Annotated in this window: 12 protein-coding genes; 4 read left to right on the top strand and 8 right to left on the bottom strand. The window is 67.4% G+C overall.

The window, feature by feature from the left end:
- The first annotated feature begins 15 nt into the window (after window positions 1-15).
- Window positions 16-291: a hypothetical protein gene (locus PFX98_RS10915; RefSeq protein ID WP_285235229.1), complete on the top strand. Its 276-nt coding sequence runs from the start codon at window positions 16-18 to the stop codon at window positions 289-291.
- Between the two features lie 5 nt (window positions 292-296).
- Complete coding sequence (locus PFX98_RS10910; RefSeq protein WP_285235228.1) at window positions 297-1,316, top strand: hypothetical protein; 1,020 nt, start codon at window positions 297-299, stop codon at window positions 1,314-1,316.
- Between the two features lie 439 nt (window positions 1,317-1,755).
- On the opposite strand, the gene glmS is transcribed toward PFX98_RS10910, so the two are convergent.
- Complete coding sequence (glmS, locus tag PFX98_RS10905) at window positions 1,756-3,627, bottom strand: glutamine--fructose-6-phosphate transaminase (isomerizing) (protein WP_285235227.1); 1,872 nt, start codon at window positions 3,625-3,627, stop codon at window positions 1,756-1,758.
- Window positions 3,628-3,782: 155 nt separating this feature from the next.
- Between glmS and PFX98_RS10900 the strand changes: the two genes are divergently transcribed.
- Entirely contained in the window at window positions 3,783-4,271 is a 489-nt protein-coding gene (locus tag PFX98_RS10900) for an Lrp/AsnC family transcriptional regulator (protein WP_285235226.1), read from the top strand.
- A 5-nt stretch (window positions 4,272-4,276) separates the two neighbouring features.
- On the opposite strand, the gene PFX98_RS10895 is transcribed toward PFX98_RS10900, so the two are convergent.
- The 7 genes from PFX98_RS10895 to PFX98_RS10865 all read right to left on the bottom strand — a co-directional run bounded on the left by PFX98_RS10895 (window position 4,277) and on the right by PFX98_RS10865 (window position 11,233).
- Complete coding sequence (locus PFX98_RS10895; RefSeq protein WP_285235225.1) at window positions 4,277-5,458, bottom strand: class I SAM-dependent rRNA methyltransferase; 1,182 nt, start codon at window positions 5,456-5,458, stop codon at window positions 4,277-4,279.
- Window positions 5,455-6,864 carry a hypothetical protein gene (locus tag PFX98_RS10890; RefSeq protein ID WP_285235224.1) on the bottom strand — a complete coding sequence of 470 codons (1,410 nt, stop codon included), beginning with the start codon at window positions 6,862-6,864 and terminating at the stop codon, window positions 5,455-5,457. Before PFX98_RS10890 ends, PFX98_RS10895 begins: the two co-directional genes overlap by 4 nt.
- A gap of 154 nt (window positions 6,865-7,018) precedes the next feature.
- Window positions 7,019-7,957 carry a tyrosine recombinase XerC gene (locus tag PFX98_RS10885; protein ID WP_285235223.1) on the bottom strand — a complete coding sequence of 313 codons (939 nt, stop codon included), beginning with the start codon at window positions 7,955-7,957 and terminating at the stop codon, window positions 7,019-7,021.
- Window positions 7,926-8,642 (bottom strand): DUF484 family protein, encoded by a 717-nt coding sequence (locus tag PFX98_RS10880; RefSeq protein ID WP_285235222.1) that lies wholly within the window; start codon window positions 8,640-8,642, stop codon window positions 7,926-7,928. Before PFX98_RS10880 ends, PFX98_RS10885 begins: the two co-directional genes overlap by 32 nt.
- Window positions 8,639-9,505 (bottom strand): diaminopimelate epimerase, encoded by an 867-nt coding sequence (gene dapF, locus PFX98_RS10875; protein WP_285235221.1) that lies wholly within the window; start codon window positions 9,503-9,505, stop codon window positions 8,639-8,641. Before dapF ends, PFX98_RS10880 begins: the two co-directional genes overlap by 4 nt.
- Window positions 9,506-9,527: 22 nt before the next feature.
- Window positions 9,528-10,418, bottom strand: a complete 891-nt coding sequence (locus PFX98_RS10870; protein WP_342399181.1) for an LpxL/LpxP family acyltransferase — start codon at window positions 10,416-10,418, stop codon at window positions 9,528-9,530.
- Window positions 10,415-11,233, bottom strand: a complete 819-nt coding sequence (locus PFX98_RS10865; protein ID WP_342399180.1) for a lysophospholipid acyltransferase family protein — start codon at window positions 11,231-11,233, stop codon at window positions 10,415-10,417. The genes PFX98_RS10870 and PFX98_RS10865 overlap by 4 nt, the downstream gene beginning before the upstream one ends.
- Window positions 11,234-11,457: 224 nt before the next feature.
- On the opposite strand from PFX98_RS10865, the gene metK reads away from it, so the two are divergent.
- Window positions 11,458-12,642, top strand: a complete 1,185-nt coding sequence (metK, locus tag PFX98_RS10860) for a methionine adenosyltransferase (protein ID WP_285235219.1) — start codon at window positions 11,458-11,460, stop codon at window positions 12,640-12,642.
- Window positions 12,643-12,671 lie beyond the last annotated feature (29 nt).

The following is a 12,671-nucleotide window of genomic DNA, read 5'->3' as shown; positions in this document are numbered from 1 at the left end:
AACACGAAGGCCACCGTGGACAAAGTATCCAACGTCAGCGCGCTCAATGTCCACCTTCGTTGCAGCGCGCCTTGGCCAAGGCGGAAGGCCCAGGTGAATTCAGCCGAAAAGGGGACTGTCCGATTTGCGCGGCAAGCCGGTACCCGCCAGTTGCTGATTGCGCCGGCCAGCCCGCTGAAAGCGGTCAAAAAGCGTCTTGCCGGCAAGTCCTTGGGGCAGCTGCCGCTGTGCCTGGTCAATTCCCGGCCAACAGACGCCTGGAAGAAGGTGTACTTGTCTACGGAGGATTGAGCGGCATGGTGAAAGAAGCCACGACCGTCGCGGGCGTGAGTCGGTCCTTCGTCTACAAGCAGTGGTCTTCGATCTGCCGCCATGGTTTTGACCCGAAGAGTTTGCTGCCAAGGCGCGACCGATGTGGCGCCAAGGGCGTCGTGAGACGTTGTGACCCTGGAGAAAGGAAGAAACCCGGCCGAAAGACGCTCCACGAGCGCATCGCGCGCGCTTTCGGCGAGCCGCCGCCCCCCGGACAGCCAGGCATGTCGACGGAATGGGCTGCCGCAATCATGGTCGCTGACAATCAGATTGCAACGCCTAAGCCGCCATGGCCAACCCGAACCGACCAGATCATCAAGAGCCAGTTCATTGGGCGCGCTGAAGAGGTCAACGGCAAGATCGAACTCGTCAAACCGGAGATCTTCACCTATCCCAATGCCCGCCAGATCAAACGCGTCCTGACCGTCGAGGTCGAAAAGCTCAAGCGCCTGATCGAGTCAACCACAGCTAGGCATTTCAACAGCTCGATGCGAGGGCTTGTAGCGCGCAACTGGCAAGGCGTCGCGGGGCCCGGCCATACCTGGGCCATCGATTCGACCGTTGGTGACATCTACCTCCGCTCGTCGCTCGACCGCTCCTGGATCGTCGGCCGCCCCATCGTCTATGTCATCGTGGACATCTGGTCGACCGCGATCGTCGGCTTCTATGTTTGCCTGACAGGTCCGAGTTGGAACACTGCAAAGATCAGCTTGTTCAACGCGGCGTTCGATCCCAAGCAACTCGGTGAGCTGTGGGGCTATGAACCCATCCTCTCTCTGGTTCCTCACCCAACCTTGTCCTATTGCCTCATGTGCGATCGCGGTGAGTACCTCTCCCTGGGGCATCGAGAGACGGCGGTCAAGCTCCTCCCACTCACCAGCTACGCACCGCCGTACCGCGGTGATCCTTGGGATTCAAGACGCAACGGAACAAGTTCACTACATCTTTGGCGTGAACTACGACCTCAAGGTGCTTCAAATCCGCGCTGCGCGCGCCGGCGGTGATGCCGTATACGTCATGAACCCTGCATTCCGCCCAGCACTTGGCATTCGCGACATCAGCTAGTCCTAAAGTTCAGTTGCAGTTGCAGTTGCAGTTGCAGTTGGGGTTGGGGTTGGGGTTGGGGTTGAGTGACCGCCATGTGAATCGCTGCAATGGGTGGCAACGGTCGTTCACCGTTATTGCCTGAGCGACTCCTGCCAGCCTGAAGCGGTTGCTCGCCTGGCAACCCAGCCAATCGCTGCGGCCCTATGCCCCCGCAGGCCCACCTGATCGAGACATCGTCAGCAAAGCCGCACCAATGCTCAGTCGTTGTTTACGACATTGCGACCTGACCGACGGCGCTGCGCCAAGCCGCGCCATTTCTCACTCGTCGTTTACGACTTTATTTACCTGTTTACGACTTTAATTGTCGAGAACAAATAAAGACGCAAACCTAACCCGTTATTCAACTGTCACGCTTTTCGCCAAATTTCTCGGCTTGTCCACATCCGTGCCGCGCGCGCAGGCGGTGTGGTAGGCCAGCAGCTGCAGCGGGATCACGTGCAGGATCGGGCTGAGCGCGCCGTAATGCTCGGGCATGCGGATCACGTGCAGGCCGGGCTCGCTCTCGATCTGGGTGTCGCCGTCGGCGAACACATAGAGCTGGCCGCCGCGGGCGCGCACTTCCTGCATATTGCTCTTGAGCTTCTCGAGCAGGGCGTCGTTGGGCGCCACGGTCACCACGGGCATCTCGGCGGTGACCAGCGCGAGCGGGCCATGCTTGAGTTCGCCGGCCGGGTAGGCCTCGGCGTGGATGTAGCTGATCTCTTTCAGCTTGAGCGCGCCTTCCAGCGCGATCGGGTAATGCAGGCCGCGGCCCAGGAAGAGCGCGTTTTCCTTGCGCGCGAACTCCTCGCTCCAGGCGATCACCTGCGGCTCCAGGGCCAGCACGGCCTGCACCGCCACCGGCAGGTGGCGCAGGGCCTTGAGGTGTTCGGCTTCCTGCTCGTCGCTGAGGTGGCCGCGCGTCTGCGCCAGTGCCAGGGTCAGCATGAACAGGCCCACCAGCTGGGTGGTGAAGGCCTTGGTGGAGGCCACGCCGATCTCGGCGCCGGCGCGCGTGATGTAGGCCAGCTCGCATTCGCGCACCATCGCGCTGGTGGCCACGTTGCAGACCGTCAGCGTGTGCTTCATGCCCAGTGCGCGGGCATGCTTGAGGGCGGCCAGGGTGTCGGCGGTCTCGCCGCTCTGGCTGATGGTCACCACCAGGGTGCGCGGATTCGGCACGCTGTCGCGGTAGCGGTATTCGCTGGCGATCTCGACGCTGGTGGGGATCTTGGCGATGCTCTCCAGCCAGTACTTGGCGGTGGAGCCCGAGTAGTAGCTGGTGCCGCAGGCCAGGATCAGCACCGAGTCGATCTCCTTGAAGATGCGGTAGGCGCCGTCGCCGAACAGCTCGGGCGTGATGCCGGCCACGGCGTCCAGGGTGTTGGCAATCGCCACCGGTTGCTCGAAGATTTCCTTCTGCATGTAGTGGCGGTAAGGGCCCAGCTCGGCCGCACCGCTGTGCGCATGCACGGTGCGCACCTCGCGCATCACCGACTCGAAGCGGCCGGTCTCGGCGTTGCGATGGCTGAGCCAGTAACGGCCCAGCTGCAGGTCCACCACATCGCCTTCTTCCAGGTAGACGATCTGGTCGGTCACGCCGGCCAGCGCCATCGCATCCGAGGCGACGAAGTTCTCGCCCTGCCCTGCCTCGGTACCGACCCCCAGCACCAGGGGCGAGCCCTCGCGGGCGGCGATCACGCGGTGCGGCTCGTCGCGGCAGAACACGGCGATGGCGTAGGCGCCCTTCAGGCGCGGCAGGGCGGCCTGCACGGCCTCCAGCAGGTCGCCATGGTAGAGATGGTCCACCAGGTGGGCGATCACCTCGGTATCGGTCTGGCTGCTGAACTGGTAGCCCTTGGCCTTCAGCTCATGGCGCAGCTCGTCGTGGTTCTCGATGATGCCGTTGTGCACCAGGGCAATGCGCCCCACGCTGTCGGCGGCGGCATTCGGGCCATGCGAGAAATGCGGGTGGGCGTTGTGCACCGCCGGCACGCCATGGGTGGCCCAGCGCGTGTGGGCGATGCCGGTGCCGGAGGCGATGCCGTCTTCGGCGGTCTGGCTGTGCAGCTCGGCCACGCGCGAGGTGCTGCGCGCACGCTTGAGCTCGCCGCCCTGGTGCACGGCCACGCCGCAGGAGTCGTAGCCGCGGTACTCCAGGCGCTTCAGGCCCTCGATCAGGATGGGAACGATGTTGCGCTGACTGACTGCGCCGACGATGCCGCACATAAGCTGTTGTCTCCGTGAAGGAAGGATGAGGCTGGAGGGAATGCTGCGCATCGTAGGCAGATGGCGAAGATGGTTGCTTTCAAAATTCATCGCCATTTGCAACAATCATCCACATTCATAAATCAGCGCCTCAATATTTCACGAAAGCGGATGAAATGACGGAATCAGCCACAACCCTGGGGCTAGACAGCACCGACTACCGCTTGCTGGATCTGCTGCAGCAGGACGCGGCGGTGTCCAACCAGGAGTTGGCGCAGCGCGCCCATGTCTCGCCGGCCACCTGCCTGCGGCGCGTCAAGCGCCTGGTGGAACTGGGCGTGATCGAAAAGCGCGTGGCCCTGCTCTCGCCCGAGAAGCTGGGCGCGGGCCTGTCGGCCATCGTCGAGATCACGCTGGATCGCCAGGGCGCCGAGCATCTGGCCGCCTTTGAGCAGCGCGCCGTGGCAGCCCCCGAGGTGCAGCAATGCTGGCGCGTCTCACCCGGGCCGGACTTCGTGCTGGTACTGCAGGTGGCCGATATGGCGGCCTATCACGCGCTGGTGCAGCGCCTCTTCACACAGGACGCCAATGTGCGCAATGTGAAGAGCTTCTTCAGCGTGCATCGCGCCAAGTTCGCCCCGCAGCTGGCCCTGCCGCGCGGCTAGGCGGCTCAGCGCTTCAGGATCAGCAGGCCCTTGAGGTACTCACCCTCGGGGAAGTAGATGGTCTGCGGATGGTCGGGCGCCGCGCCCACGCGCTCGAGGATATAGCCATCGCATTGCGCGTCCAGGCCCGCCCCCGCCACAATCTTGTGGAACAGATCGGGCGGGATGCCGCCCGAGCAGGAGAAGGTGAACAGGATGCCGCCCGGCTTGAGCAGCTTGAGCCCGAGGCGGTTGATGTCCTTGTAGGCGCGCGCGGCGCGCTCGGCATGGGCCGCCGTGGGCGCGAACTTGGGCGGGTCCAGCACGATGGCATCGAACTGCCGCCCCTCGGCCAGATAGGCGCGCAGCGTGTGGTTCACATCCGCATCCAGGGCCTGGTGGCGTGCGGCATCGAAGCCGTTCAACGCCACATGCTGGTTGGCGCGCGCCAGCGCCGGACCCGAGGAGTCCACGCTGATCACGCTCGAAGCGCCGCCGGCCAGCGCCGCCACCGAGAAGCCGCCGGTATAGCTGAAGCAGTTCAGCACCTCGCGGCAACCGTACTGGCGCACCGTGTCGGCAAAGCGCTTGCGGTTGTCGCGCTGGTCCAGGTAGTAGCCGGTCTTGTGGCCTTCGGCCACGTCCAGGCTCAGCTGCCACGCGTGTTCGCGGATCACCAGCTCGGTGTCGCCCGCGCCGCGCAGCCAGCCGGTCTGGGCCTCCAGGCCCTCGAGCTGGCGCACGCTGGCGTCGGAGCGCTCGTACAAGCGCGTGAGGCCGGTGGCGGCGAGCAGCTGATCGGCAAGCTGCTGTTTCCAGCGCTCGGTGCCGGCGGTGCCGAACTGCGCCACCAGGGTGTCGCCATAGCGGTCCACCACCAGGCCCGGCAGGCCGTCGGCCTCGCCGTGCAGCAGGCGCACCGCGTCGGAGGCGATGGGCAGGCGCGCGCGCACCGCGATGGCGGCGGCAATGCGGCGCTGGAAGAAAGCGGCGTCGATGCGCTCGGCCTCGTCGAAGCTCCAGGCGCGCAAGCGGATCTGCGAGTCGGGGCTGTAGGCGGCCCAGCAGAGGAACTGGCCCTCGGCGGATTCGACGCGCACGGTTTCGCCGGCGTCAGCGCGGCCGCGCTCCACCGAGCCCTGGAACACCCAGGGATGGCGGCGCTGCAGCGAGCGCTCCTTGCCGGCACGTATGCGTATCGATTTCATGGCGCCATGGTACCGAAGGCATAGCCCACGGCCAGACTGAAGACCGGCGAGGACTGCGTGCCCGCCTTCATGGTGCGCCACTGGCCCAGGCCGGCGCGCAGGCGCAGGCGATCCCAGTCGCCCCGGCCTTCCCACTGACCCCAGGCCTCGGCCTGCATCACCGCGCCGCCGCCCACGGCGACGCCACCGCCACCGGCGGCGCCCACCAGCAGCTCGGCGCCAGCGCGCCATTGTTGCGCCCACAGCGGCGTCTGCAGGCCCAGGCCGAACAGGCCATAGGAATAGGCGCCCGCCTTGCCGAAGGCCGCACTGCCAGCCTGGGCGGCGCCATACAGCCAGGGATTGAGCTCGCGCGTCATCAAGAGGCCAATCTGGCCGATCGAGGCACTGCTGCCGTTCTTGTAGCTCATGCTGGGCAGCTGCTGCACGGCGGCATAGAAGCTCTGGGTGCGCACCACGCCATCCTCCAGCTGCCAGAAGGAATCGGCGCGCGAGCGCCGCTCCAGCGGCAGCGCCAGCGAGAGCCGGCCATAGGGCGCACTGAAGCCGCCCGAGGCACTGCGCAGCCAGCCGCCCTCCAGCCTGACGCTGCCACCCCAGGGCGCCAGCCAGCGCAGGCTGGGGCCGGCGCGCAGCAGCCAGCCATTGCCGGTGGCCACATTGCCGCCGCCGCCCAGGCCGGCCGCCACATGCAGGCCGGCACGCAGATTGGGCGTACCGAGCGCCCAATCCTGCCCGGCGGTGCCGAGGATTTCCATATAGCCGTCGGCGCCGCCCTTGGCCGCGCCCGAGGCCTCCAGGCCCCACCAGGATCCCGGGGCCAGGTATTGCCTGAGGTCGGCGCCGGCGGTGTACATGCGCCTAGCGCTCGGCTGGCCCGAGCGCGTCTTGGCGCCCTTGCGCGGCAGGTAGACGCCGGCACTCAGCGCAATCTCGTCAAAGCCCATGCCGCTGCGCCCCGACGAGCGGCCCAGGCGGCCGGCGTCGCTGGGGGCGAAGCTGGCAAAGCTGTCGGAGCGGCCCAGCACCAGGGCGATCGAGCTGCTCTTCACATTGCCGCTGGGAAAGCGCACATGGCTCAGCGCCAGGCCGCTGTACCAATTGCCCACCTGGGTGCGCAGCGACAGCTCGGGGCGCAGCATCAGGCCGCCGCCATAGCGGATCTGCTCGGAACTCAAGCCCCCGCCCGCGCCCGCATACAGGCCCAGCGCCAGATGGCTGTCGCCGCTCAGGCGCCAACGGCGCTGCGCCGTCAAACCGGCGGCAAACACGCCGCCGTAATTGCCGCGCGCGGCGCCATAGACGCTGGGACCGAAGCCCCAATCCTCGTTCACCGCCACCAGATAGCTGCCGCCAAACAGCGCGCTGCGGTCGCCATTGGGCAGGCGCAGCGGGGTCCAGCTCATTTCAAAGGCGGCGGGGCGGGTTTCGGCCGAGGTCACGAAAGAAGCCGGCGCATCCGCCGCATATGCAGCGGAGACAGCCAGCAAGAGCGGCAACAAGCGGGCGAGACGGTGGTGAGAAGGCATGGGCGCGCACGATACCAGCATCGGCATGGGCTCAGCGCTTCTTGGCACGCGGATGGGCCGCGTCGTAGACCTTGGCCAAATGCTGGAAGTCGAGCTTGGTATACACCTGAGTGGTGCTGATGTTGGCATGCCCCAGCAGCTCCTGCACGCCGCGCAGATCGCCGCTGGACTGCAGCAGGTGCGAGGCAAAGGAATGGCGCAGCATATGGGGATGCACATGGGTGGGCAGGCCGGCCTGCAGGGCGCGCGCCTTCAGCAGCACGCGCACCTGGGCGGCGCCGAGGCGGGCACCGCGCAGGCCGACGAACAGCGCCTGCTCCTGCGGCCTGGCCAGCTCGCCGCGCAGATCCAGCCAGGCGCGCAGCGCCCGCAAGGCGGCCGCACCCAGCGGCACCGAACGGCGCTTGCTGCCCTTGCCCAGCACCTGGGCCTCGGCGCTGGCCAGGTCCACCCAGGCCTGGGCATCGCGATGGGCTTGCAGGTCCAGCCCCACCAGTTCGGCCACGCGCAGGCCGCAGCCGTAGAGCAGCTCGACGATGCAGGCATCGCGCGCCTCCAGCCGCCGATCGGCATGCCCACCCTGAAAGTCCGCCAGCTGTACCGCGTCATCCACGGCCAAGGCCTTGGGCAGGGGCTTGGCGGCCTTGGGCGGGCGCAGGCCGTCGATCGGATTGAGGCTCACCAGTTGCTCGCGCCCCAGCCAGCGGTAATAGCCGCGCCAGGCCGAGAGCAGCAGGGCCAGGCTGCGCGGGGCCAGGTCTTGCTGGCCGTGCAACTGCGCCAGCCAGCGGCGCGCCTGGTGGGGCTGGAGCTTCAGCAGCTCGACGCCATCGCGCTGCGCCAGCGCGGCCAGCCGGCCCAGCGCATCGCGGTAGAGCGCCAGCGTGCGCGGCGCCAGGCGCCGCTGCACCCGCAGGTGCTCCAGATAGGCCTGGGCCTCAGGCGCCAGGATGGTCGCTGCGTTGGGCATCGGGCAGCAGGCGCACCAGCGCGGCGCTGGCGATCTCGCCGATGCGCGCCAGGAATTCGGTGCCCATCTCGGCCGTGTAGCGCGTCGGGTCGGGCGATGCCAGCACCAGCATGCCGAAGGCCTTGGCCGGGCTGCCGTAGCTGAGCGGGATCAGCGCCAGCGAGCTCACCGCGGCATCCTCGCCCAGCCAGCGCGCCGCCTCGAAACCCGAGTTCACGCCGCAATAGGGCTGGGTCAGGCTGCCGGCGAAGCTCTTCACATCGGGGCCCACGGCAGCGGCGAAGTCGGCCTGCGCATGGGCCTCGTCCACCACCCACAGGCGCAGGCCGGCGAGCGGGATCAGGAAGTGATGGCGCAGCTCGCGCAGCAGCACCTCGGGGATGGCACCGGCCTCGGCGGTGAGCATCAGCGCGGTGGTCCAGCGGTGCAGGCGGTCGGCGATGGCGACGTTCTCCTGGCCATTGCGGATCATCTCGACGATCTTGTGCTCCAGGCCCTTGATCTTCTCGCGCAGCATCTCGGCCTGGCGCTCCTGCAGCGAAACCGCGCGCTGGCCATGCGGATGGCTCAGCTGCACCGCAGCCAGCAACTCGGCGTGGCGCTCGAAGAAGCTCGGGTTGTTGGCCAGGTAGTTGGCAATGTCCTGCTCGGTGATGCCAGTCACACCTTGTTCGCTTGTCGTCACAGCTCGATCTCTCCTTCAAACACGGTTTGCGCCGGGCCCGTCATGCGCACCGGTGCGTCCAGGCCCGCCGAACGGCCGGCCCATTCAATCTTCAAATCGCCGCCGCGCGCATGCACCTCGACGGCCTCGTCCAGCAGCCCCAGGCGTATGCCCGCCACCACCGCGGCGCAGGCGCCGGTGCCGCAGGCCAGGGTCTCGCCGGCGCTGCGCTCGTAGACGCGCAGCTTGATCTCGCTGCGGCTGATGATCTGCACGAAACCGGCATTCACACGGCGCGGGAAATGCGCGTCATGCTCGACCTCGGGCCCGACGCGCAGCACCGGGGCCGCATCGACATCGGCCACGAACTGCACCGCATGCGGGTTGCCCATCGACAGCACCGCCACCTCGCAGGGGCCGGAGGGCAACGCCAGCCGCCAGAGCTCGAAGCCCTGCTGCAGGCGCGGCTGCAAACCCGCGGCCACGAAGGGCAGGTCGGCCAGCGTGAAGATGGGCGCGCCCATGTCCACGGTGACGCGGCCGTCGTCCTGCAGATGCAGTTCGAGCAGCTTGTTGACGGTCTGCACGCGGATGCTGCGCTTGGCTGTGAGGCCCTTGTCGACCACATAGCGCACGAAGCAGCGCGCGCCATTGCCGCAATGCTCCACCTCTTCGCCACTGCTGCCGTTGAAGATGCGGTAGCGGAAGTCGACGCCCGCGGCCGGGCTGGCCTCGATCACCAGGATCTGGTCGCAGCCGACGCCGAAGCGGCGATCGCCCAGGCGTTGCAGCTGGGTGCGGTTGAGGGCCAGCGGGGCGCGGGTGGCATCGATGACGGCGAAGTCGTTGCCGGCACCCTGCATCTTGGTGAAATGCACATTCATGCCGCGATTATCCGCGCGCGCTTCAGGCATAAAGGGAGGGCTCGCCCGCCGGTCGGGTCTTGAAGCGCTTGTGCACCCACAGGTACTGCGCCGGCTGCTCGCGGATGCGCGCCTCCAGCCAGGCATGCAGGGTATGGGCGTCGGCCTCGGGGTCGTCGCTCGGATAGCCGGGCAGCGGCTCACAGGCCTCGACCTCGTAGCCCTCGCTGCCGGGCAGCATGCGCACCACGATGGGCTGCACCGCCATGCCCATGCTGCGCGCAATGCGCGAGGGCGCCAGCAGGGTGCAGGCGGGCACGCCGAAGAAGGGGATGAAGGCCGAGTCCTTGGCGCCGAAGTCCATGTCGGGGGCATTCAGGAAGGCATAGCCCTGCTTGATCAGGCGCAGCACCGGGCGTATGCCCTCGTGCCGGTCCACGAAGGCGGTAGTGCCGAAGCGCGCGCGCCCGGCCAGCATGCGGGCGTCGAACACCGCATTGCTCTGGCGCTGGTAGACGTCCACGCCCGGGCAGCGCTGCTTGAGCATGAGCGCCGGCGCGCTCCATTCCAGGCCGACGAAATGCGGCAGCAGCCACATCACCGGGCGCTCGCCGCGCTCGGCCAGCTGGATGTCGCCCTTCACGCGCATCAGGCTCAGCAGCCGCTCGGGCGGGGCAAACCAGAGCAGGCCGCGCTCCAGGATGCTGCGGCCAATCAGCGCGAAATGCTCGCGCACCAGGGCGCGGCGCTCGGCCTCGCTGAGCGCGGGAAAGCACAGCTCGACATTGCGCAGTGCAATGCGCCGCCGCGAGCGCGCCAGCCCATGCAGCAGGCCGCCGAGGCCGCGCCCCAGCGCCGCCAGCAGCCCGAAGGGCAGCCAGTGCAGCAGCCACACCAGGCCGATCAGCAGATGGGCACCCGCCCGTCCGATCACGAGCCATCCCCCAGGGCGGCCACGTCCACGCGGCGCGGTGCCTTGTAGCGGTTGTAGCTCCAGAGATATTGCCCGGGCAGCTGGCGGATGATGGATTCCATGGACTGATTGACGGCGGTGGCCGCGCATTCTGGCGTGTCTTCGCGCGCGATCACCGGGCCGGGTCGCACCCGCACCACAAAGCCACGCCCCCAGGGCAGGCGCTCACCCCAGATCAGCACCGGCACGGCACCGGTCTGCTGGGCCAGGCGGCCGGCCAGGGTCATGGTGTAGGCCGGCTTGCCGAAGAACGGCGCCCACACGCCCAGGCCATCGGGCGGCACCTGGTCGGGCAGCAGGCCCACCGCCTGGCCCTGGCGCAGCGCGCGCAGCATCTGACGCACACCCGCCAGGCTGGCGGGCGCCGGCAGCAGGCCCGGGCGCTCGCGCGAGGCATCCACCAGTTCGCGCATCCAGGCCTTGCGCGCCGGGCGGAACAGCACCGTCAGCGGCCCGTACTTGGCACTGAAATGTTCCACATAGGCCTGCGCCGTGACCTCGAAGCAGCCCAGGTGCGGCGTCAGCAGGATCAGGCCGTGGCCCTGGTCCAGCGCCGCCGTGATCAGCTCCGCACCATCCCATTGCACGCGCGCCCCCAGCGGCTCACTGAAGGGGCGCAACCACATCCAGGGCAGCTCGCCCATCATGCGGCCGATGTGGCCGATGGCCGCACCGGCCTCGGCCATGCCCAGGCCGGCCTGCGCCACATTGGCCTTGAAACGCTGGCGATAGACCGGCGCCAGCCACCAGGTCAGGCGGCCCAGCAGGGCGCCCAATCCTTGCTGAAACCACAGGGGGGAGCGTGAAAGCAGACGCAGAAACCACATATTTCTATAATGAGCGCATCGCCGAGTTACTGAACAACTTGCGGGGCGATGCAGGGTTTGATCCGCGGATTGAAACACTGCCGGGCTGCGATGCTCAACAAATGCCGCTAAAGCGTTCGCCGCGACTCCCGCAGCACGGCAACGCCGATGGACTGACAACAAGGAGTGTAAAAGTGGCGAACGACTTTCTGTTTACTTCCGAATCCGTTTCCGAGGGCCACCCCGACAAGGTAGCCGATCAGATCTCGGACGCGATTCTGGATGCAATCTTCACCCAGGACCCGCGTTCGCGCGTGGCCGCGGAAACCCTCACCAACACCGGCCTGGTGGTGCTGGCGGGCGAGATCACGACCAACGCCCATGTGGACTACATCCAGGTGGCGCGTGACACCATCAAGCGCATCGGCTACGACAACACCGAGTACGGCATCGACTACAAGGGCTGTGCGGTGCTGGTGGCCTATGACAAGCAGAGCAACGACATCGCCCAGGGCGTGGACCACGCCAGCGACGACCACCTCAACACCGGCGCCGGCGACCAGGGCCTGATGTTCGGCTATGCCTGCGACGAGACGCCCGAGCTGATGCCCGCGCCGATCTACTACGCCCACCGTCTGGTGGAGCGCCAGGCCCAGCTGCGCAAGGACGGCCGCCTGCCCTTCCTGCGCCCCGATGCGAAGAGCCAGGTGACGATGCGCTATGTGGACGGCAAGCCACACTCGATCGACACCGTGGTGCTGTCCAGCCAGCACGCACCCGAGATGAGCCTGGGCGACAAGATGAAGCCCGAGTTCTACGAGGCCGTGATCGAGGAGATCATCAAGCCGGTGCTGCCCAAGGAATGGCTCAAGGAGACCAAGTACCTGGTCAACCCGACCGGCCGCTTCGTCATCGGCGGGCCGCAGGGCGACTGCGGCCTCACCGGCCGCAAGATCATCGTCGACACCTATGGCGGCGCCTGCCCGCACGGCGGCGGCGCGTTCTCGGGCAAGGATCCGACCAAGGTGGACCGCTCGGCCGCCTATGCCGCCCGCTACGTGGCCAAGAACATCGTGGCCGCCGGCCTGGCGCGCCAGTGCCAGATCCAGGTGGCCTACGCGATCGGCGTGGCCAAGCCCATGAACGTGACCGTCTACACCGAGGGCACGGGCGTGATCTCGGACGACAAGATCGCCGCCATCGTCAACGAGGTGTTCGACCTGCGTCCCAAGGGCATCATCCAGATGCTGGACCTGCTGCGCCCGATCTACGGCAAGACCGCGGCCTACGGCCACTTCGGCCGCGAAGAGCCCGAGTTCAGCTGGGAAGCGCGCGACAAGGTGAACGTGCTGCGCGATCTGGCCGGACTGAAGGGCTGAGCGAGCGCGCTGCGGTTGGGGTGACGAGC

Source organism: Paucibacter sediminis (genome assembly GCF_030254645.1).
In the GTDB taxonomy this organism is placed as follows: Bacteria; Pseudomonadota; Gammaproteobacteria; order Burkholderiales; family Burkholderiaceae_C; genus Paucibacter_B; species Paucibacter_B sediminis.
Note: the sequence above shows the minus strand (reverse complement) of the source record. Positions and strands in the feature narration are given on the sequence as shown.